14 protein-coding genes are annotated in these 20,796 nt (G+C 53.9%); 5 read left to right on the top strand and 9 right to left on the bottom strand.

All coding sequences use genetic code 11. The features are described from left to right. Window positions 1–262: transposase family protein (locus tag H5P30_RS03315; RefSeq protein ID WP_185691151.1), on the bottom strand; the 262-nt coding region annotated here is incomplete at its 3' end. A 282-nt stretch (window positions 263–544) separates the two neighbouring features. Continuing rightward, window positions 545–1,363, bottom strand: coding sequence for an AraC family transcriptional regulator (locus H5P30_RS03310; RefSeq protein WP_185691542.1), 819 nt, complete (start codon window positions 1,361–1,363; stop codon window positions 545–547). A gap of 155 nt (window positions 1,364–1,518) precedes the next feature. On the opposite strand from H5P30_RS03310, the gene H5P30_RS03305 reads away from it, so the two are divergent. After that, complete coding sequence (locus H5P30_RS03305) at window positions 1,519–3,876, top strand: alpha-L-rhamnosidase-related protein (protein ID WP_185691541.1); 2,358 nt, start codon at window positions 1,519–1,521, stop codon at window positions 3,874–3,876. A 104-nt stretch (window positions 3,877–3,980) separates the two neighbouring features. On the opposite strand, the gene H5P30_RS03300 is transcribed toward H5P30_RS03305, so the two are convergent. Both H5P30_RS03300 and H5P30_RS03295 read right to left on the bottom strand, forming a co-directional pair. Then, on the bottom strand, window positions 3,981–5,303 hold the full coding sequence (locus H5P30_RS03300; RefSeq protein WP_185691540.1) for an FAD-dependent oxidoreductase: 1,323 nt from the start codon (window positions 5,301–5,303) through the stop codon (window positions 3,981–3,983). Window positions 5,304–5,381: 78 nt separating this feature from the next. Further along, entirely contained in the window at window positions 5,382–6,095 is a 714-nt protein-coding gene (locus H5P30_RS03295) for a hypothetical protein (protein ID WP_185691539.1), read from the bottom strand. Between the two features lie 127 nt (window positions 6,096–6,222). On the opposite strand from H5P30_RS03295, the gene H5P30_RS03290 reads away from it, so the two are divergent. After that, the gene (locus H5P30_RS03290) at window positions 6,223–7,257 is read left to right on the top strand and encodes a LacI family DNA-binding transcriptional regulator (protein WP_185691538.1); all 1,035 of its coding nucleotides are present in this window, start codon (window positions 6,223–6,225) and stop codon (window positions 7,255–7,257) included. 181 nt (window positions 7,258–7,438) lie between these two features. On the opposite strand, the gene H5P30_RS03285 is transcribed toward H5P30_RS03290, so the two are convergent. The 4 genes from H5P30_RS03285 to H5P30_RS03270 all read right to left on the bottom strand — a co-directional run bounded on the left by H5P30_RS03285 (window position 7,439) and on the right by H5P30_RS03270 (window position 13,462). Next, window positions 7,439–10,594, bottom strand: coding sequence for a glycoside hydrolase family 2 TIM barrel-domain containing protein (locus H5P30_RS03285; protein ID WP_185691537.1), 3,156 nt, complete (start codon window positions 10,592–10,594; stop codon window positions 7,439–7,441). Window positions 10,595–10,630: 36 nt separating this feature from the next. Next, window positions 10,631–11,314: a prepilin-type N-terminal cleavage/methylation domain-containing protein gene (locus H5P30_RS03280; protein ID WP_185691536.1), complete on the bottom strand. Its 684-nt coding sequence runs from the start codon at window positions 11,312–11,314 to the stop codon at window positions 10,631–10,633. A 115-nt stretch (window positions 11,315–11,429) separates the two neighbouring features. Further along, window positions 11,430–12,359 carry a hypothetical protein gene (locus H5P30_RS03275; protein WP_185691535.1) on the bottom strand — a complete coding sequence of 310 codons (930 nt, stop codon included), beginning with the start codon at window positions 12,357–12,359 and terminating at the stop codon, window positions 11,430–11,432. Window positions 12,360–12,400: 41 nt separating this feature from the next. Beyond that, window positions 12,401–13,462 (bottom strand): LacI family DNA-binding transcriptional regulator, encoded by a 1,062-nt coding sequence (locus H5P30_RS03270; protein ID WP_185691534.1) that lies wholly within the window; start codon window positions 13,460–13,462, stop codon window positions 12,401–12,403. A gap of 121 nt (window positions 13,463–13,583) precedes the next feature. Between H5P30_RS03270 and H5P30_RS03265 the strand changes: the two genes are divergently transcribed. The 3 genes from H5P30_RS03265 to H5P30_RS03255 all read left to right on the top strand — a co-directional run bounded on the left by H5P30_RS03265 (window position 13,584) and on the right by H5P30_RS03255 (window position 19,869). Then, window positions 13,584–14,837 carry an SGNH/GDSL hydrolase family protein gene (locus H5P30_RS03265; RefSeq protein ID WP_185691533.1) on the top strand — a complete coding sequence of 418 codons (1,254 nt, stop codon included), beginning with the start codon at window positions 13,584–13,586 and terminating at the stop codon, window positions 14,835–14,837. A 90-nt stretch (window positions 14,838–14,927) separates the two neighbouring features. Next, window positions 14,928–19,100: a glycoside hydrolase family 2 protein gene (locus H5P30_RS03260; protein ID WP_185691532.1), complete on the top strand. Its 4,173-nt coding sequence runs from the start codon at window positions 14,928–14,930 to the stop codon at window positions 19,098–19,100. A gap of 64 nt (window positions 19,101–19,164) precedes the next feature. Continuing rightward, complete coding sequence (locus H5P30_RS03255; RefSeq protein ID WP_185691531.1) at window positions 19,165–19,869, top strand: hypothetical protein; 705 nt, start codon at window positions 19,165–19,167, stop codon at window positions 19,867–19,869. A 108-nt stretch (window positions 19,870–19,977) separates the two neighbouring features. Here the strand turns inward: H5P30_RS03255 and H5P30_RS03250 are convergent, their stop codons facing one another. Then, complete coding sequence (locus tag H5P30_RS03250) at window positions 19,978–20,700, bottom strand: polysaccharide deacetylase family protein (protein ID WP_185691530.1); 723 nt, start codon at window positions 20,698–20,700, stop codon at window positions 19,978–19,980. Window positions 20,701–20,796: the final 96 nt, after the last annotated feature.

The raw sequence follows: 20,796 nt of genomic DNA, 5'->3' as shown, positions 1-20,796 counted from the left end.
CAATGCGTTCGGTCTTCGTCCCGCAGCGCCCGCAGCGAACCCGACGGACACTCAACTCCAGACTTAACCGCTGATCCAACAGATCACAGTCGCGAATACGGCGCAGCGACTGGTCGTGAATCCTCCGGCAACTCTGCCCACAACCTCCACAGACCGGATCGTTTAGGGCCTCTAGGATGAACAACAAATGCCCTTTTCCCAGATGCTTGTGTTTATACAAAGTGTAGCCTTCCCAAAACAGGGAACATAGTACAGACTTCATGTTGAAGCGGTTTTGAAGTGATTGATGTTAGTGTAGTTACAATATCAGTTAACTTCGATTCCGCTTCTTTGCTACTTCTTTCCCGCCAATCGACGATGAACCCAAAAAAAACCAATCCTCCGATGTCCGCCCTAGCTTCTTTAGCCTACCAAAGATAGGTAAGTTCGCAGGCCTCCAAGCGAAACAGATCAGGACCTTTCACCCGGAACAAGAAATTCTCGTGTAGCTCGCGAATCAAAAAGGAACCCAAATGCTGAATAACCCTTTTCAAACTTGAGCCTATTATTCCTCGAAAACACCCAGCATTCGCTTCCGATACTCACTCGCTTTCATTCCGAAGTGCCGACGAAAATTCTCCGCAAATCGCTTGGGGTCAGACCACCCTACCCTTTCTCCAATTTCTCCGACCCGCGCGTCCGTCCCGAGCAATAGGTTTGCCGCCTCTTCGGCACGAACTGCCGCGAGAAGCTTCATCGGTGAATGCCCGATTTCTTTCTGAAAGAGTCGAACCAGATAGCTTGGGTTCAGATTCAACTCTTCGGCCAATTGATCCAGAGACCAATCCTCTCCCATCCTCGTCGCAAGAAGTTGCAACCCTCGCGATACAGCGGGATGGCGTCTTGCCAACTCTTTTCCTTTCTCATCCGGAGTCTTTGCCGAATCTCGAAGAATCTCCAAAACCAACAGGACCCATCCAGTCACCGAGACCGAGGAAGATCCTCCGACATAAGCTTCTTCCAGCCTCCCCAATCCTTCTTTCACTCGCTCCAAACCTCCTCCGTGAAGGTCGAAAATTCGAACTTCTTGAGCCAAGCCATTTTCCGGCGTCTCAAACAAGAATGAAAACCCAGGCTCATTCCGCAACCAAGCCAGTTCGCGCGCTAACATTCGCGGCGAAAGCAGACAGTTAACGATTTCGAGCTGGTCACATTCCGAGTAGGCGTGCCAAGCCCCTGGAGGAACCACAATCACCTTGCCGGCCCGACAAAGATTTTCTCCACGAATCGTCCGGTGACGGGTGCTCCCTCCCAGCAAAAAGGCAATTTCGAGGAAATTATGAGTATGGGCGGCATGATCTTCCTGATTCTTGATATGATTCATGTAGAACCCCATATCTGGTTCTACCTCGAGGTGCATCCCTAACTGATCAGAACCTTGAATCAATCTTACCACAGCCCCCAATATGTCAATTTTACGGAATATTTCCAGCGAGAAATCGGTAACACTCTTTTCGGCATATATGCTTCAATATCCAGATGAACTTTCCAGATTCCGCCCTTCCCGAAATTCCCGCAATTCTTCAGCGCGCTCGCTGGATTTGGCCGGACAACCCGCACTGGGACCTTCACAACTGCTACGCCCTTTTCCGTAAAAATTTCCTTCTCAAAGAAGTTCCCTCGACCGCTCCCCTCTTTATCACGGCCGACCAATCGTACCAACTTTTCATCAATGGAAAATACGTCTGCCGCGGCCCAGCCCGTGGATACCAGCGATCCTGGCCCTACGATGAGATCGATGTTGCCCCTTGGCTGCACCGCGGCGAAAACTTGATCGCCATTCGCGCTCACAATCCCGGTTTCAGCACCTTTCAATACCTTCATCAAGGCTACGCAGGCCTCCTCGTTGCCGCGGAATGGGGAGCTACGACAATCCTGACCGATTCCTCTTGGAAAAGTCGGCGCCAGACCGGCCTCAAGCGGGATATGATCCAAACCAGTCTCCAGCTCTTCCCTCAGGAGAATATCGACCTCCGGAAAGAAGATCCCTCCTGGAACCGCCCCGACTACGACGATCTTGAATGGACCGCGAACACCGTGGAAACGACCAGGAACGGACTCCCCTGGACTTCGCTCGAACCACGTGACATTCCCATGCTCGACGAATCCGTGATCCCTGCAGGTCGGGTCATCGGAACCGCCCGCGGCGAGTCCCTCTCAAACTACCGCACTTCCCGCAACCTCACGGAAACCCGATTCAACGAAGGCCTCAATCACCAGCCATTGGATCTGTCCGCAGATGAGATCAACATCGACGCCAGTACCTCGGGACAATGGCAAAGCTATCTCATCGATCTCGGAAAAACTCAAGTGGGCTGCCTTCTCCTCGAAGTCGAAGGAGCCCGCGGAGACGAAGTCGTCGAAACCCACCATTTCGAGACAATCGACCCGTCCTCGCTATGCCCTGATTTCAAACCCGATGCCCACTGCCGCATGGCCTTCAGCCATCGCCTCACCTGTCGCGAAGGTGCAAACGAGCACCACTTTTTTCATCCCTTTGGATTCCGCTACATGGTTCTCACGGTCCGCGACAACCTCGGCCCTATCACCATCCGCCCCTCACTTCGCAGCGCTCTCTATCCACTTGAAATCAAGGGGTCGTTTCAGTCCGACGACACCCTTCTCAACGAGATCTGGAGCACAAGCGCCTGGACCCAACGAATCTGCAGCATGGATGCCTACGTCGACACTCCTTGGCGTGAACAGGCTCAATGGTGGGGCGACGCTCGGGTTCAATCCTGGAACACCTTCCACCTAAGCGGCGACCCCCGCCTACTGAAGAGAGGCATCCGCCAGATCGCAGGCCAGACCACCCCCGACGGACTCACCTATGGACACGCCCCGACGGTGGCGCATGGCTGCGTCCTCCCCGACTTCACTCTCATTTGGATCCTCACCCTCTGGGACTACTATTGGCAGACCGGCTCCATGGAGGCATTCCAAAAGCATCATGCGGTCATCCAGAATGCGCTGAACTACTTCGAGACCTGGACGGACAACGAGACCGGCCTCCTCCGCTATGACCCGCGGTATTGGCTCTTCCTCGACTGGACCGAGATTCCGAAAGAAGGTTGTTCCAGCCTCTACAGCCTATGGTATCTCTATGCCTTAGAGAAATTGGCGACAATGTATTCGATAACGGACAACGAATCCCACGCCTCGAAATGCCAACAACGAGCCAACAAGATTCGCCAGAATCTCCGAGCCCTCCTCAATGAGGAAGGTTTCGTCATCGGAGGATATTCGGGAGACGGGCAGCGAGTGCCAACGACTACCGTCCACGCCCAGACCCTTGCCATCCTGAATCATCTTTCTCCCCAAAGCGAAGAGGCGATGATTTCCCAAATCCTCCTCCCCTACCTGCGCGGCGAGCTCACCACCACCGCTCATCCCTCGGCCTACTGGATCACCTACGTCTATTCGCTTCTCGGCGAACGGGGCTACGGCAAAGAAGTCATCGCCCACATCCGCGAACATTGGGCGCCGATGGTGTCACACGGCACGACTTGGGAAAACTTCCAACCCGTGAAAGCCGAAGAAAGCTTCTCCCACGCCTGGTCCGCCCACCCTCTTTTCCATTTCATGCAAATCCTCGGAGGAATTCGCCAGACGGCCCCCGGATGGAAAGAGATCTCCTTCGAGCCCACTATCCAAGGAGATTCCGCGCAAACGACGATTCCCACCCCCCGCGGAAAGATCCACTCCGAGTGGCACCGCAAGGGAGACACTATTCAAGGGTCTCTCGAGCTACCGAAGGGAATGCAGGCTCAAATCATCCTTCCCGGCTCCCCGGCCGAGATGGTTTCCGGTCGGTATTCGTTCGAGATCAAAGTATAGTCCAAGCATCCCCCGCACCACAGGCTGCGAGCCTGTGATTCCACGAGACAAGAGAACCAGCCGGACAACCCTTCTCCGCTGAACGAATCAGGAAAACACGAACTTCAGTGACTTCCGACAGAATCACATGCCCGACGGAAAGCAGATAGCTCCTTGAGAATACGGTGGGGATCGACCGAATTGGAGTCCGTGCTTTCGGTAGACATCACCGCACCGATGATCCCGGCCGCCTCCCCGGTGGCAACTGCATTTCCCGTCACCCGATAGCTGGCATGAGCGAAGAAATCACCGCTGATGCAGCGTCCGGCCATCGCAAGATTATCCACATCCAGCGCCATCAATGCACGAAGAGGGATATCAAATGGCTGTGCGGGGGTATGGACGGAATCCGAGCTGTAGCCACCTCCCTCACTCCTGAGAATACTGTGCACATCAATGGGAAATTGCACACGCGTTACGGCATCGTCGAAACGGGCCCCGCCGAGCACATCTTCCAATGAAACGACATACCGTCCGCGTAAACGACGTCCTTCACGAACACCGATAGACGCAGCGGTTGCCACCAGAGAAACACACTCCCATCCCTCTCCCGGGAATCGCTTCATCGCCTCCACAACGGCGTGTAACTCCTGGCGTGCATGGATACTCGCCTCGGACAGATCCTGCGACTTGAGACCACTGCGCTCGTACTCGTGGTTGGCCATCAAGCAGCACAACCCATTCGTCAACGGGAACAAACTAGGCTTGGTGTAGCTGGTCTCACATCCCTCGTCACATAACTTACCGTAAAACTCATCCTTGTTGATGCACGAGCCGCTCATGCGACTGGCATAGGGCTGGCAACGCACCGTTTCGGGGACTCCCGAAACCAAAGCCATGAGAGTCATCGGTTGCGTTTTCGAGTCACTGGGGCGCCCCAACTCAAATTGACACTCGGCCAATGCACCCAGATTGCCATCCCCTGTCGTGTCGACAAATGACTTCGCCTCCAAAGCGAATCGTCCTTCTTTCCCTTCTAAAATCACATGGCTGATACTGCACCCCTGCATGGCAACCGATACCAATTGACTATAAAGGCGAATGTGGACATCGGCCTCCGCGCACAAGGTTTCCAACACCCGTTTCATGACCTCTGCATCGTACAGATCGCGTTCCGCTTGAATAGCGTTCTGGGCTGCGAGGTTCCGGCGGATCTCACGTATCAGGCCCGGTTTCTCACGGGCATCAAGAATGAATGACAGCAGACCCGCAGTCCACACGCCCCCGAGATAGCCGTGATGCTCCACAAGGCAAGTTCTCGCACCGGATCGGGCGGCGGCGATCGCGGCGGCGATTCCCGCCGGCCCCCCGCCACACACAATGACATCATACCCTGCCTGCACCGGGATATCGGCCGAAGGGACTCGGATACTGGACAGTGTTTTCATAAAAAATGGATACAGATCATCTAGGGCAAAGTGCCGGTCGGCACCTTGCCCGTGCATACGAGATGAAGCAGACGCCGACTACCGACGGCCGTTTCGCTTCAGATGCACGCACACCAGAAGTCCCCCCACTGCCGTCAACAATGCGGATGTCGCAGGCTCCGGTATTGCGGCGGTCCCGGTTGCCGACATGTCGTCAATGCGGGTAAATGAGTAAGCCGAATTGACGTCATCAAATAGATATATGCGAAAGGTGATCTCATCCAGACCCTGGTAGTAAGCATCGCTCAGGTCGGCAGTAAAAGAGCTGAATGAGTTCTCACCCCCTCCAGGAGCCGAATGAGATGGTGTCGTGACGCCTCCCGGGGTGAAGAGCAAATCCGGCAGTGTGTCGAAATCATCATCGGGATGGCCCGCCCTCACTTTAGCAAAGGCCGTAAAGGGGGCAGCTTGCTCTGTGCCGCCTCCGCCTAATGAAAAGCTAAAGGTGTCCATGAACAAAGATTCGCCACTGACCGTTGGTGAAATGGTAAAGCTGAGATATTTTCCAGAATCCATTGAAGAAGGTGTAGCAGTGGTCCGAATGTATGCCGTGTTCGACGAGCTACTGAAGCCGAATTTGTTGTCGTATCCAGTGAAAGCGGCCGAATCGCCGGAGATATCGCCGGAAATCGTGTTGGGATTTTGGGATCCCCCGGTGAATTGATAGTCAATACTGAAGCTATCCGCATGAGTCAGCGACGCGGATAGTCCTGGGACTGCCGAGGAGAACAGGTACATATTTCGTGTGCGCATTGGAAGTATCATTTTAGGGTGAATGGTTGTGTTTTTGTCAGGGCGGAAGAAAATTCCGCTTCCTAAAACGAATATCCCCGGAAAAAGTGCTGTTGTAAAAGACCCGGTAATTCACATCATTGCATAAATGTCGCGCAACCCCACCATGGCAGATGTCGCCCGGGCGGCTCAAGTCCACGCCTCGACGGTATCACTCGCTCTGAGAAATGATCCCCGCCTGCCCATGGAAACGCGGGAGCGCATCCGTAAACTCGCCCGCGCCATGGAGTACCGTCCCAATCCCATGGTCTCCGCCCTGATAGCGGGACGGCGCAAAAGCACTGAACAGCAAAGAGGGGCCACCCTCGCCTTTTTGACCGCATTCGGGCAAAAGGAGGGCTGGCGAAAATCCCCCAACTACCAGGCGCTCTACGACTACTTGCGCTACTACGCTGATCTGCGCGGCTATCGACTGGAGGAATTCTGGCTACAGGAAGCAGGCATGAGTGCGGAGCGTCTCCGCGATATACTCCTTGCCCGAGGGATGCACGGTATTGTCGTGGCTCCGCTGCCCGGCCAAAACCACAGCTTGGAGTTCGATTTTTCCGATTTCGCCGCCATCGCGCTGGGTCAAACACTGAAATCCCCCGCAATCGATCATGTCTCCGTCAACTATTTTGACATCGTGTCCGTTGCGATACAGCAGCTCAGGACAATGCGGTATCGGAAAATTGGTTTCGTTACGACGCGCCATATAGACGAACGCGTGAATCATCATTCCCAAGCCGCCTATCTGGTTGCGTGTCAGGCGCAGATCCCTCACCGACCTTACGCTTTCGTTGTCGAGGGGCTGACCGAAGCCAATCTATGGCGCTGGTACCAACGCCATCGTCCCGAAGCAATTCTGCTATCGACGCGAACGGAGTTCAAAATCGCTCAAAAAACATTTGCGGCAAACGGCATCGCAATTCCCGGGACGGTATCACTCGTCAATCTCGATAAAGCAGTCGATGGGAAGGAAAGCGGCGTCACTCAAAATCTTGAACAGACGGCAGCCGCCACGATTGATCGACTGACGAGTCGCTTGGAACGGGCCCAATTCGGATTACCACAATATCCACAAAGCGTCATGGTACCCGGTGTATGGCAGAGCGGCTGGACGACTCGCGCTCCACAAATCTGAGGGCCTACGCAAAAACCAGGCCATCGCATTTATATTGAGAAATTTCAGACCCAATCAAACGGCACATCCCTGCTCCGCGGCAATTACCGAAGTTGGAAATGATAGTGGAAAATCCCGGCATGATCCTCTCTCCGGTGAACTCTCCCGGCACAGTGAATGGACTCCCGACCAAGGTCAGTCCTCAACTCAGATAGCACTCGACGCCGAAGAGGATTGCTTGATTCACCGAGACATAGGGGAAATGAAGAGTTTGAATCTCCAAATTCGACTCAATCTCATACGTGCGGGTGATCGCCCGATGATGCCCCTGCGCTCGTTCCCAAACATCGAAGCCTTCCTCCACCACGGTATCGTTGATCGCCACGTCAAATAGGCGCAACCGCGAGGCATCCTTCTCGCTTCCTACCCCAAACCACGGTTCGGCAAAATGACAGACAAAGCGGAACCGCCCCGGACCGGTTCGGAAATGATACTTTAGGTGCTCACGACCAAATCGATAGGTCCGGTAGATCTCTTGCAAACGGGTGTTGCGAACCGGAGTCATCGTATCGCCAAAGCTCGCCAGATCGTCTGGGACATTATCGAAACGGTTTCCCCAACTCTCCCAGCCGCAATCGGCGCCCTTCTTCCATGGAGAATCCTGGGTCCATACCTTTCCCGTTGACTCCACCCAATCCTTCCGTGATCCGCAATTGATCCGGTAGAGGCAATCTCCAGGGGTATCCGAAGAGTTTCCGTCTTCACCGATCCATCGCCTCAGGCCGGGATCCTCGGGTAGGTGATCCAAACGGATGAGATCCTCCGCAACTTTCTCACCGTTGTGATACCCCACGGCGTGCAACAGGTTGGTCACCGGCAAGACATGGTCCCATTGGTAGCGCTTGCCCACTCCAGGGTGCTTCAATCGGCGCAAGGAACGTTCTGAGACCCCATTGAACAGCTCGACTTCCTCACAATTGCTAAAGACGGTAACCGTCCGCGGCTGGGGATCTTTCCATCGGTCGGGCCAAGTGTGGGAGACAATGTAGACCATCGGCCGGACCTGCGGATCCGCGTAATTCGCGTAGAACAGATAATAAAGATCGGAGGGCTGATGCCAAGTCGTCACCATTCCCTTATTGTTCACCGAGCCAATCTGAGCGTTGCCTGGCCCCTCGCAATTATCCCAGGCTCGGCCGGGATTGGGAAAGGTATTGTAGACCCAATGAAAATGACCGACCGCTTCGTCCCGCATTTCTTCGCCGATTCGAATCTTGGCCTCCATCGCCGCACAGGCCCAAGTCTCACTGCGGTCGTTCTCGTTGCCGGAATAGGAGAACTCTGTATGAACACCGAATTCCCGCCAGGCTCCGTATTCCCCCACGAGTTGGCAATCGCGAATCGAGTAGTCGTTAAAATTTCCGCCATAAGTGCCCTTCCACTCCTGCGGCACGTTCCAATCAGAGCCTTCCCCACCGTTACAGGTGGTGGTCAACCGCCACTGAGGACTGGTCGGATCCAGTTCCCGGATAATCTCATTCAGTTCCTCCGCGAAATCTTTGGGAAGGGTCGATTCATTCTGAAGCCCCCAGAGAATGATGCAGGGGTGATTGCGGCGTTCCACAACCCATTCCCGCACCAACTGTCGATAGTTTTCCCGAAACCGTTCGTTGTCGAAATAGACGTGTGATCCCATCTGCGTCCAACAGACAATCCCGGCGCGGTCCCAGTGATCATAGTACCGCAGGTTGTGAGGATGGTGAGCATCCCGAAAGGCATTGAATCCGGCGGCCAGCATCATCGAAACGTCCGCTTCGATCTGATCGTCGGTGAACGCGTGGTCATTCCCCAACATCGTCTCGTACTCACACGTTCCCCGGAGAAAGAGAGGTTTGTCATTGAGTTTCAAACGGCGCTCACGCTTTTCCTCCTCCCCCGCCTTTGTTTCGATCTTCTCATAACGAGGGCGATCGAGATTCAAGGGAAGGTCCGAGTTCCAATCGAGCCCGCGTATTCCGAACAAAGTCTCGCTGCGTTCCCACAGTTCACCTGCGGGAGAGCGAATCTCGATCAACAAACGATGCAGATAATGGTCCGGAGACGACCACCTCCGAGGATAGCGGATCGTAGGAACTTCCCATTGAATTGAGTTCTCTCCCTCGAAGAGAGGCACAGAGACTCTGTGTTGATAAAAGAATACCGTCCCCGCCTCGTTCTGAATTTCGAAAAGCACTTGAAACTCTTCCCCGGCAGAAGCGCTCCCTCGCAGACTCAGCTCCACCGAGAGTTCGGCCCGGTCGAGGTTGGTATCCTCCAGTTGTCGGACCGCAATTCCCATCGGAGCCGAGACCACCTTCGACTCGTCTTCGCGATGAAGAATATGACTAAGCCCATTGTTTTCGAAAGTTCGAGGCTGTTCACCATCGTGTATGAGCGCTCCTCTCGACGAAGCGCCAAGAGCCCCCTTCTCCGGCTCCACAATCTTCGGCCAATCCAGCCACCGTAGTCCGAAAGAAGTATCGACCTCATGAGACAGCTGATCCTCCACATACACTTCTGAACGAATTCGGTGCATCTCCGGGAATTCCGGCGACCAAAGTCTCGGGCTTTTCCACTCTGGGATATCGATTTCCAGGGTCCGCTTTCCGAACGGTGCGAGAGAAAGTTCCGCCTCCGACTCCGCGAGACAGTTTCCGTATTCATCCCAAACCTCCTGCCTCAATCGTACCAAGCGGGTTTCGTCGCCGGGATTAGACAAAGAGGTCCGGGTCTTTACTTTTGCCAAGTCCGCCGAAACGAGCGGAGTCAGAACATGGACCCCGAACGGATCCACACGAACAGGCCCCGTAGACTCCAACCAGACCGGGCGAAAAATGCCGAAGGGTTGCGACCCTTCCGAATTCGGAGATCCCCAACATCCTCCACAGACAAAAGGAAGGTCGTCAATCCCCTCCGGATGCTCGGCCTTGACTGCCAGATGATTCTCACCCTCGATCAGCGCGTCCGTAAGATCCACGGTAAAAGTGGTTCTTCCCCCTGCGTGGTATCCCAATTTTTCTCCGTTCAGGTAGACCGTTGCATAACTGCCCACCCCTTCGAAGAACGCATAGCGCCGGGCACCCGCATCAAGAGCGTCCTCTTCGAAAACAATTCGGTACCACGCCGTGCCATGAAGGTTTCCATGAGACACCGCATGGTAACCATGATAGTCGTCCCAGTTATGGGGAACACGAACCCGACACCAATCAACCGAAGAAGTTCGAGGGTCTGCAAATGCTGGGTCATTCCCAAGCACACTGACCCAATCGGTCAGTTCTTTCTTTTGCAGAGAATACGGAGAGACTCTAATTGTATCCATCAAACTATTCCAGATCGACCCCATCCGAGGTCGGCATCACCACCAGCGCCAAGGGTTCTCTTCCTTGTCCACGCCTTGATAGGCGAGCTCAGCGGCCGTCAGAGCCTCCACATGGCCATCGCAAAAACCAATTAAGGCTTTGGTGCCCCCGTCACGGCGAAGTCCCGGATGGGCTCCATTGATCTCAAACGGCACCATGGAATCCGTATTTCTCGGCTCGATCTCTCCGAGAAGAATTATGGATCCCGGACGAGGAACATTCTGACGATTTCCGAACCATCCCCCACCTCCGCTGGGGCCTCCATACAAACTCCAGTTCAGCGCAATACTCTTCGCATACTCGTACTCCGGGTCACGCGAATCCACCTCGGGCACCTGATAGACGCCTCCCCCCATTTCACGAATCGGCTTCATATTCTGATTCGTTCCCTCTACATCGTAAAGGTACGGAAGCAGTGCCGCCTGCCAAGTCGTGGTATTGACCGGAGCTTTGTAAAATGGGGTATAGAACCCGCGATGATCATTGGCATACAAATTCTGGGCCTGCACCAAGCTCCGGATGTTACTGGTCGCTTTTACCATTCGGGAGCGGTCGACCATCGAGCCGATGACCGGCAGGAGGATCGAAGCGAGCACCCCCAGAACGGCAACGACCACGAGCAATTCGACGAGGGTGAAGCCACGAGAGACAAAGCGAATAAATCGACTTTTTCTAGGCATCAGAGCTTCAGCGTAGGTTGACAGGATCAAGAGAACATCTGGCCGATGATCGAATTCCGCGCACCGTAACCAACCCATTTACATGGTAGGAGTTGCAAACGACCAGATAGCCGATTCACCGATGACGATTGCGACGCAGCACGAAGAGAATACTCAAGCCCCCGATAAGGAGCACTGACATGGAAGTCTCTGGAATCGCGATAAAACCATCACCCGCAAACTGAGCATATTCGTAGGTGGCTCCAGACCCAATCGCCCCGTAGGTGCCTGAATCCGTCAGAAAGGAGCTGCCACCGTCAAGCGAAATCCCCGAGACAATCGTATTTCCATCCGTAAAATCAAGATTCACCATAGAATTGGCATCTAGAATCAACGAAGCCGTGCTACTCAGGGCCTGGGTTACATTGAGGGTCAAGGTGGAATTGTTTGCGACCGTCACATTCCCGGTCCCAAATGCATCCATGGCGTTTCCGACCGCGAACCCGGAGTCCACGACTCTGGTTCCTCCAGAAAATGAATTGGTCGAATTCAGACGAATGACTCCACCTGAGCTTCCACCTCCCGCGAGGGTCAGAACAGAACCTCCGGAAATCGTCGACGTAACCACAAAAGTTTTGCCAGTGCTATGATCATTCTCCAAGCGGCCATTGCCCAACAAATTCATGTTTCCATTTAAGGTGAACGTCCCAAACGCACCGACATAGATCTCCCCGTTTTGGAGGATCAAATCATCAATCGTAATATCGCTACTACTTTGATCCAGGCGAATAAATCCATAGCTGCCATTGCCGACATTCAATGAATCGCCCTGAAAAGTATGGGTCCCACTCGGCGTCCTTAATGTCTTTTGGTCGACAACGTAGTCTTTTCCAGCAGAAGGTGCCAGATCGTCGCTCCAATGGAGTCCTGTATTAAAACTAGTCTCTCCGCCCAGATCTGAAGCATCCATCGACACCTGCGCATGAACGACAGAATTCGATGAAACGCTCAGGGCGAAAACAGCAAGAGACCAGCGCGCGGCACGTGATAGAGTTGGAGTATTCATATTTATAGGGGGGATTGAGGTTAGGGTCGGTTGAAGGAATTCTACTCAGGGCAAAATGTTGTGCTTTCCCGGATGACCAGAGAGGGGCGCACATATTCCGTCTTGGGCTTGCGAAGCGTGCCTTCAATCAAGCCATTGAGCATGTAGAGCCCGTGGCTCACCATTTCGGGAAAATCAATTTCGATCGAACTCAGCAACGGCAGAGCGGAGCTTGCATTTTGAGCGGTCCCAATCGCAAAGACACTCAGGTCCTTGGGAACGTCGAATCCCATGCGCTCTGCCTGATATACCACTCCCCGGGCCGCCATCATACCACCGCAGATGATTGCGGTAGGTCGGTCCTTGCATTCCAAAATGCTCTTCGCCCAAGCAGCAGCGTCTTTCAAATCATTCTTCGGACCGAAATAGTCTTTGATGAAACGCCCCTCACCGGTATCCACCAAGAATTCCCGAGCGGCCCGGTCGAACCCGAGGCGCCCCAGTCGGTGTGTCTCATAAATCGCAGGCCCACCCGTGAACCCGATTCTGCGGTGCCCCAAAGCCACCAAACGTTCGACTGCTTGGGCCGTCCCTTCGTCCGTCGCGGAAAGAGCGCAATAGTCGGAAGGCTCGTCCAAGGTGACGTAGGGAATCTGTAGCTCCTCAAACCACGAGCGCAGGCGACTCGACATCCCCCCACCCTCGATCAGTAATCCATCCACCAAACCTCCCGCCAACAATCGCGGCGGCTGGGATTCGTCACCGTGAGGACTGTAGACATCCAAATGGTAGTTCAGCCCCCGTTCTTCGCAAAGCCCGATAAAACTGGAGGTAATCGGCCCGGAGTGGCCACTCTGAAAGACATTGTCCAAACACGAACCCTCACTCTGCAGAAAGAGCAGTCCGATATAACCCGTGGAGTTCGCCCGCAAAAGCTGGGCCGCGAGCTTCGGACGATAGCCGATCTCCTTCGCAATCTTCCGCAAGCGCTCCCCCTGCTCGTGACTTACCCGCCCTGTGCCGTTCAAAGCAGCCGACACGGTGGTCACAGCCACACCTGCCTTTTCGGCGACATGTTTGATCGTGACACGCTTCGGAGTGGGTCTGTGAGGAGTAGCAACCATTACGTTTGCCGAAATGTTTCCGCAAATGTTCTTGCAGTCAACCTTTATCTTTTTCAATTTGGCGTCGAAACACAGGAGATCGCGGTGAGTCCGCTCCCTGAAAACCTAAAAAATCCCCTTCATGAAAGAACCTAACCTCTTCGTGGTCTCCCTATTGTGCGGTCTTCTGGGCTCTCAATTGACTCAGGCCGATACTGTCTCCGAAGACACACGCGCAGCGTTTGCCACTTCCCGTACGGAAAGAATTGCCGTAGTCGGTATTGGGGACAGCAATCAACGATTTGGCGGTCATGGATGGTCCAAATACATGGCGGCGGCCCTAGCCGAGACTTTCGGTTGCTGGGGCACTGAACTCAAATGGATTTCAGCCTATCAAGGCGAAGAAGAAGACTACGGACCGGCCCCGACTGAACTCACCAGTCCTACCTTCACCGGATGGTACGTTCCCGAGGGAAACACGGACAAAGTCAGCTGGAAACATGGAAGCATGCACATACCCGCCGACGACCCAATAGATGTCAGCGGCCCTCTTAAATTCTCCCTGACCTACGGAACTTTCGCAAAGGGAGAGACCGGCTCCTTCAGCCCCAGCATTCGGATTGATCAACCCCCATTCAACATTCTCGAGACCCACGAACCGATATCCACCGTCACTGGCGAATACAGTCTCCAGACTGTCTCCCTGAAACTGCCCGCGGACGCCGGGCGAGATACCCAGATCATGTTCTCCGTCTCCCCGGTAAACCAAGAGATTCGCGGCCCCTTCTACGCAGAATCCATGCAGGCGGTGAATACCGACAAGTCGACCGGTATCGCCTACAGCACCCTCTACGCTCAAGGTGGGCAATCGCTCTTTGACATGCTGACCTATTTCCGGAACAGCCTCGGCGAAGCCAAACTCATCGACTACTTCACGCATATTCGAGCCCCTCTGAACGGGGACAAGCGGTGCATCCTCATGATTTCCTCTGGGCTCAACGATCGCAACGAGCACAGGCCCAGCGAGGGACCTCAAAGCGGATTCTCCAGCTCCAGCCCCGAAGGATTCCGCGACAACCTCCTCCGCATTGTTCAAACCCTCCAATCGGCTTGGGAAAAGTCTGGAGGCGACCCGGATTCCCTCTTTTTCGCCTTCATGCCCAGCCACGTCCTCAGCGATGAGAAAGACGGATCGCTTCGCCCCTATCGCAAAGAAGCTCTCGATCTTGCCGATGAGCTTCCGCACGCCGGATGCATCCTGCTCCCGGAACTCGTGCCTCATGCCGAAATGGTTGCAAACCGATATTATGACCGGGGCACAGAGAGCAATCCCCACCTTTCCCGGGAAGGATACAAAGCCCTCTCCGATGCGGTGGCCCGATCGGTGCTCGAATAAGCGGGCTCGGATCAGCGAACCGCCACCGAAATTTCAAAATCTCCCGAAAAATCCTCCACCCCTCCGAAAACTTTAAAACTCTACTAAATGATGAAAGTACAACATCTTTTCGTTCCGCTCCCTTCTTTGCTGCTAGCCGTGTATACCTTCATCCCCTCGAGTATGTGCGGAAATGAGAGTTCGAAGACCGGCGGCGATTCCGGACAATTCGTTTTGAATGGACCATGGCAAATTCAACCTGCTAGCGATTTCCCCGCAATGCCGTCGGAAGAAGACTGGGCGGAACTTCCCCATCTATCCCCCAACCAAAGCTACGACTGGCGATACCTCAGAATCCCTAACAAGCCCGCCAGCTGGAAGGATCAGAACAACGGCAATGTCGATGCCGTTTGGTGGCGAACCCAGTTTGAACTACCGGAAACCTGGAAAGACCAACGTGTCCTAATTGATTTAAAGAACATCCAAGGCGACTCGATCCTGTACTGTAATGGCCAACGAGTGACCGAACTCCTCCGGCCCGGCGGAGAGGTTGAACTCACCGGCTTCGCAAACATTGGGAAGAACAACGAACTCCTCCTCTACAACACCCGAGACTACCAGGGAATCTCCCGCGGCTTCGAAGAAGACCTTCTCCGATACTATGCCCGGAAAGAGCGCCGTGAAATCCCCATGAGACGCTGGGGGCTGGGTATTAGCAATCCCATCACGGTAGAGAAACTCCCGACGCCCGCAGCGGTCACTGACGTTTTCCCCATTTGCTCTTGGCGCAACAAGAACATCGAACTGGAGATCGAAATCGACGCCACCGACAATCTTGACGGAGCAAAGCTCGACGCGATTATCCAAGATGCCGACGGCCGGGAAGTCTTGCGGTTCGAATCGCAATCGCTGACTCTCAAGTCTGGGCGCCAGACAATCACCTTGGAAAAAACTTGGCCCAATCCGACCGGCTGGCAACTGGACGCCCCGTACCTGTATACCGTTCAAGTTTCCATTTCCAGGGGGGATGACAATCTCGACGAGACCGAACCACAGCCTTTCGGGTTTCGTGAATTCTGGGCCGATGGCAAGAAGCTCTACATCAATGGAATCAACACCCGGCTGCGAACCTCTTCCTCCGTCGGAGGTGGGAAATCGGCCGAAACCTTAGCCTTCTACCAACTAATGGGCTACAACTTCATTTACATCCAGCCCAACCCCACCGGATGGTGGCAGGATTGGAAGGAAAGCCGCTCTTACGCAGAGAGTACCCTCACCTTCGCCGATGAGCAGGGGATCGGCCTGAGCTTGCCCATTCCCGGAATCGACCATTTCCGCGAAAAGCTCCTTTCCGATCCCGCACTGCGCGAAGTCTATTTCCGAGAGCAGGAGGCGTTCATCAAACGCTATCGCGGGCATCCCAGTGTGCTCTTCTGGACCCTAGGGATGAACATGATGAACCCGAAGGACGCAATCCACCCCACGGAGATGGGACGGCGATCAGACTATCAACACCCATTGTCCGAGGCGATGGAATTGGTCTCCGAAGCCGCTAAAGAGATAGACCCCAACACTCTCGTCTACTCGCACGCGGATGGGAACCAGCTCGATATGAGCACTTCGAATCTGTACCCAAACTTCCTTCCCTTGCAGGAACAGGACGACTGGCCGATGTACTGGGCCGAGTCCGGCAACATGCCCTTTTGCGCGGTGGAGCTAGGCAATCCGATTACAGCCAACTTCATCAAAGGCCAGCAGGTCTACCTCCCCGAATTTATGGCCATGTTTTTAGGAGACGAAGTTTATGACCGCGAAAAGATTGAGTCCATCGAGCAAATCGGCGCTCTTCCCAATGGGCGGTGGGCGGTCTCCGGTCATAACTATATCCCACTTTACCAGGATTTGTATTGGGATTTCCAGGATCTTATCCTCGGCAACAAAAACCGCGCCTGGCGCACCTACAGCCTTACCGCTCTTGGCTACCACTGGGACTACACCATTGGCTTTGGGAATCCGCCAGGCTTCCGTCCCGGAATCGACAAACCCTTCACCCGCTATGAAAAATACTTCACCGAAATTCCAACCGAGGTGCCGGAATGGGTAAATGAAAATTTCTACATTCACCGAAAGGGCCAACAACCGTTGCTCACCTACATCGCTGGTTTCCCGACCCACACCGACCGGTCCCACGCGTTCTACTCGGGGAATAAGATAAAGAAGCAAATTGCTTTCGTTTGGGATGGCCCCGGAGAAAATAATCTTTCCGTAGAATGGAAAGCCGTTAATTCCACCGGAGACGTGATTGACGAAGGAGATCTAGAGGTTCACCTACAGGCCGGTGATGTTCTCCTCGAACCCTTTTCATTCCGAGCCCCCACAGTCGAGGAGCGGGAGTCGCTTACGATCCAACTCACCGTTCAGAAGGAGGGAAAACTGATTTCCGAGGACGAGATTCAAATCGAGGTATTCCCGCCCTTTGCTCCCAAATCCCTAAAACGGAACATCGTCGTCTTTGACCCGGAAGGAATGTCTTTACCGTGGATTCAATCCCTAGCCCCCAAAGCTCAATCCTGGGAACCAAATCAATCTCTCGCAGGTGTCGATCTTCTCGTCCTCGGGCGGGAATCGCTGAAAGATCTCAAAGCGCTCCCCTATTCTGCCGAGGACATTCGATCCGGCTTGAATGTCCTCATTCTTCAGCAAATGCCCGAAGATTGGGAAACGCTCGGATTGAATAGCATCGAGGTAGGCACCCGAATCCTCGAACCCCGCAACCTAAACCGCCCAGGAGTGACGGCACTGACCGGAACGGATTTGTCGACCTGGTCCGGCGATGCGGACCTTCTCCCCGAGAACAAACCGGCCCGTAGCTACGACACCCGCCGAGCCCCACGCGTGAACAACAAGCATGTTGTCGCTCCGGTCATGCTGGAGATCCCACAGAGAGTTGGATTCACCCCTCTCATCGCTGGCGAATTCGACATGAATTATTCTCCTCTCCTCCGCTTCTCGGATGGAAAAGGACAGGTCCTCTTCAGTAGCCTGGCGCTGACTCACCGAGTCGGATCCGATCCCGCTCCCACCCTGCTTGCGAATTTCTTATTGGAGGACACTTCCGATCACACGACCGAAGCGGTAACTTTCCTTGGTCAGACGCAGGAGAAAGAAGCTTTTTCCGCTCTCGGTCTAGCAATCCAGGAGGATAGCGATACGCCCTTGGTAATCGCCGCCAGTGACTGTGGTCTATCCCGCGAGAAGATTGAATCCATGATCCGCGACGGCAAACGCCTGATCTATTTCCGAGCCCCCTCATCACTTCTCGCCGAATTCGGCTATCAGATTGAGGAAACCGAATTGTATAAGGTTCAAGACTCAGCCAAACTGCAAGAAATGGGCTTCGGACCAAACCTTCTGCGCTGGCGCTCCCCCTTGAAAACCTCACTGTTTTCCCAATACTCTCAACCAACCGGAGCCTCGGTTCTGGGAGACGGACTCCTCCTGCAACAAGATCGAGAAAATGGAAGCGTTCTGTTTGCTCAGTGGCTCCCCGAACAGTTTGATGACGCAGAGCCCTATTCTTCTCAGGTGGCAGCCCAACGCCTTCGACAGCTCACCTCCCAACTCCTAACAGAGGAAGGCGCCTCTCCGGCACCCTCATTCGCCCAACGTGTCACAACCATGAAAAGCGGACCTCAGTTCAAATGGATCTCCTACTGGCATATTCTCGGCCCCATTCCCACCAATGGCAAAGGTGAGGCAGCCCTCAAGCCTTCCTACCCTGGCGAAGAAGCCGCCCTCGCAGGAGATACGAATCCGAATTTCCAATACCAACAGTCCGACGGCAATCAGATCGACTTCCGCAAGACAACCTTGGCCGACGAAAATGGCTTTGTGAATATTGGGTCAGCCGTGAACCAGTTCGATGGCTACCTTGCCTACGCAACCACGGTCGTGGAAAGCGAGGAGGCTCGCGCTGCAATCCTGAAACTGGGAGCCGATTACTGGGCGGACGTCTATTTAAATGGAAAGCAAATCTATCATTTCGTGAACCGGAAGGGATCTCCGCGTGCCAACACCCAATCGGTCAAGATTCTGCTTCAACCCGGTGAGAATGTGATCACCGTGAAAGTGGTCTCCGGATCCAAAGGTTTCGGCTTCTGGGCAAGTCTCTCCGAAGGAAACATTGACGAGCTCAAGGCGGAACAAGATGAACAAGAAGAACAAACGAAACTGTACTCGCCTTTACCCAAGCCCTTCGACCCCTATGAATATCACTATTGGTAAGCCGATACAGATAAGGGAGATCCGGCTCCGCTCAACCCTTCCCTCACTAATCCCGGTTCTTCTCTTGGCTACAAAATTTCTCGCAGCGGGAACTCCCTTAGCCTCGATCAACGCAGATGATCTTGTTCCCGGAGAAACTCCTCCAATCCAACGAAACTGGGGAAGGGCGAAGGAGGACATCTGGCGCGTGGACAATTTGGAGACCTACGACGGCACCGGAAACTGTCTCTTATTCGACCGTCAAGAGGATGCCACTCCCGGAAGTTGGGGCGTGGGATTGACTCTTCCATCCTACAATGCCGATTGGCTCGGAGTCCGGCTTGCTTTCAAATTCGAGGGTTCCGCCACTGAAGCCAAAGCCTCTTTGGAAGTCCGAACCGAATCGAATAATCGACTCTACTACGCTAATATCGGTTCCTCAAAAGGGAAAGACCCGATTACTCTCGTCAACGCCGACGGCACTTGGAAAACGAAAGCCGTGAATTACTTTGATCGGGAGGTTTGGAACCGGATCACGTGGTTCATCCCCACAGCTCTAGGGGAAACCCAAGAAATGCGGGTCAAGCTGGAACACTACGACCGAGAGTCGGAAGACTGGATTCAGGTGGGAAAAATCGAAGGCTTGGAAATTGAGGTCACTCAGATCCCAATGATCTTCCGAATCAATTTCCCAGCAAACACCGGACCCATACAGCTGCGTTTTGACGATTTGGTCATCATCACGCTTGATGACGCGGAAATGGCATCCCTCTTGAATCCAAATTTCTGAGAAGAAGGATCGCCTCCGTTCGCAGACTTGCTTTCTCAATCTCCAGAGCCGAACCTTCCCATCTTCCGCAAGCGCCTTAACTGGACGCCAACAGGCAAGCTGCCTGTTCTACTCTTTGGAAAGAAGCCGCTCCTTCAATTCTGAAGGAGTGAGGAACTCTGCATTCTGCTCCTGAAGGAAATTCACGACCTGTCGAAATTGATCCAATCGCTCGGAATCCCATCCGCCGGGATGAACCTGGAGAACGTAGTACGGAATATCAGGTTTCTCGAGATAATCGCTTTTGAACGCCTCGTAGTTGGGATGATGCACTGGCTGCTCAATGTCTATGAAACGGATTAAAGCAACCTGCCCCGGCAGGAGTTCGGCGTCCTTCGAGCCATAGAGCCAAGACATAATCTCCGGGGTTGCACGGATCGCCTCAACCGTATTCGCGTCGTTCGCATTAAACGGAGAACCAAAACTGTGAAGAGTGAAACCTAGTTTCTCACTAGCAAGGTCTTGAGTTCGGACCAAGGTCTCCAACTGGGTCTCGAAATCCGGTCCCTTAAACTCACTCTCCCCTGTCTCCGAATCCCGACCATGCGTGTATCCGTGATTCCAAAACTCGACCTGCCCGCTCTCTTCCAAAGCCCGAATTTGATCAAAATATTCCGGAGTTCCCTGCTGGAGGGACTTACCAATGATTCCAGCCGAAACCTTTATCCCCTCGTCCGCTGCCAGCTCGAAAAAGCGATCCCATTGGGATCCGAAAACGGTTCCATTACTATGACAGACAAGATCATCCGCCTTGATGACCACGATCGGATCTGCACCTAAATTCTTCATCATAACCCCCATAAAAACGACTATCCCCAAAAACCGAGTGATTCTCTTTAACATCGTATGAAATCTCACCACTTCGTCCCTGATATGGCAATCTAGATC

The sequence above is a fragment of the Puniceicoccus vermicola genome, from assembly GCF_014230055.1.
Lineage (GTDB): Bacteria > Verrucomicrobiota > Verrucomicrobiia > Opitutales > Puniceicoccaceae > Puniceicoccus > Puniceicoccus vermicola.
This window is presented reverse-complemented; position numbering and strand designations above follow the sequence as displayed.

What these genes read in the sequence shown, in the direction of transcription:
- H5P30_RS03305 (WP_185691541.1), top strand. Translation starts at nt 1,519, where the DNA reads ATGAACTTTCCAGATTCCGCCCTTCCCGAAATTCCCGCAATTCTTCAG.
- H5P30_RS03300 (WP_185691540.1), bottom strand. Translation starts at nt 5,303, where the DNA reads ATGAAAACACTGTCCAGTATCCGAGTCCCTTCGGCCGATATCCCGGTG.
- H5P30_RS03285 (WP_185691537.1), bottom strand. Translation starts at nt 10,594, where the DNA reads ATGGATACAATTAGAGTCTCTCCGTATTCTCTGCAAAAGAAAGAACTG.
- H5P30_RS03280 (WP_185691536.1), bottom strand. Translation starts at nt 11,314, where the DNA reads ATGCCTAGAAAAAGTCGATTTATTCGCTTTGTCTCTCGTGGCTTCACC.
- H5P30_RS03290 (WP_185691538.1), top strand. Translation starts at nt 6,223, where the DNA reads ATGTCGCGCAACCCCACCATGGCAGATGTCGCCCGGGCGGCTCAAGTC.
- H5P30_RS03260 (WP_185691532.1), top strand. Translation starts at nt 14,928, where the DNA reads ATGAAAGTACAACATCTTTTCGTTCCGCTCCCTTCTTTGCTGCTAGCC.
- H5P30_RS03270 (WP_185691534.1), bottom strand. Translation starts at nt 13,462, where the DNA reads ATGGTTGCTACTCCTCACAGACCCACTCCGAAGCGTGTCACGATCAAA.
- H5P30_RS03250 (WP_185691530.1), bottom strand. Translation starts at nt 20,700, where the DNA reads ATGATGAAGAATTTAGGTGCAGATCCGATCGTGGTCATCAAGGCGGAT.
- H5P30_RS03275 (WP_185691535.1), bottom strand. Translation starts at nt 12,359, where the DNA reads ATGAATACTCCAACTCTATCACGTGCCGCGCGCTGGTCTCTTGCTGTT.
- H5P30_RS03295 (WP_185691539.1), bottom strand. Translation starts at nt 6,095, where the DNA reads ATGCGCACACGAAATATGTACCTGTTCTCCTCGGCAGTCCCAGGACTA.
- H5P30_RS03265 (WP_185691533.1), top strand. Translation starts at nt 13,584, where the DNA reads ATGAAAGAACCTAACCTCTTCGTGGTCTCCCTATTGTGCGGTCTTCTG.
- H5P30_RS03310 (WP_185691542.1), bottom strand. Translation starts at nt 1,363, where the DNA reads ATGAATCATATCAAGAATCAGGAAGATCATGCCGCCCATACTCATAAT.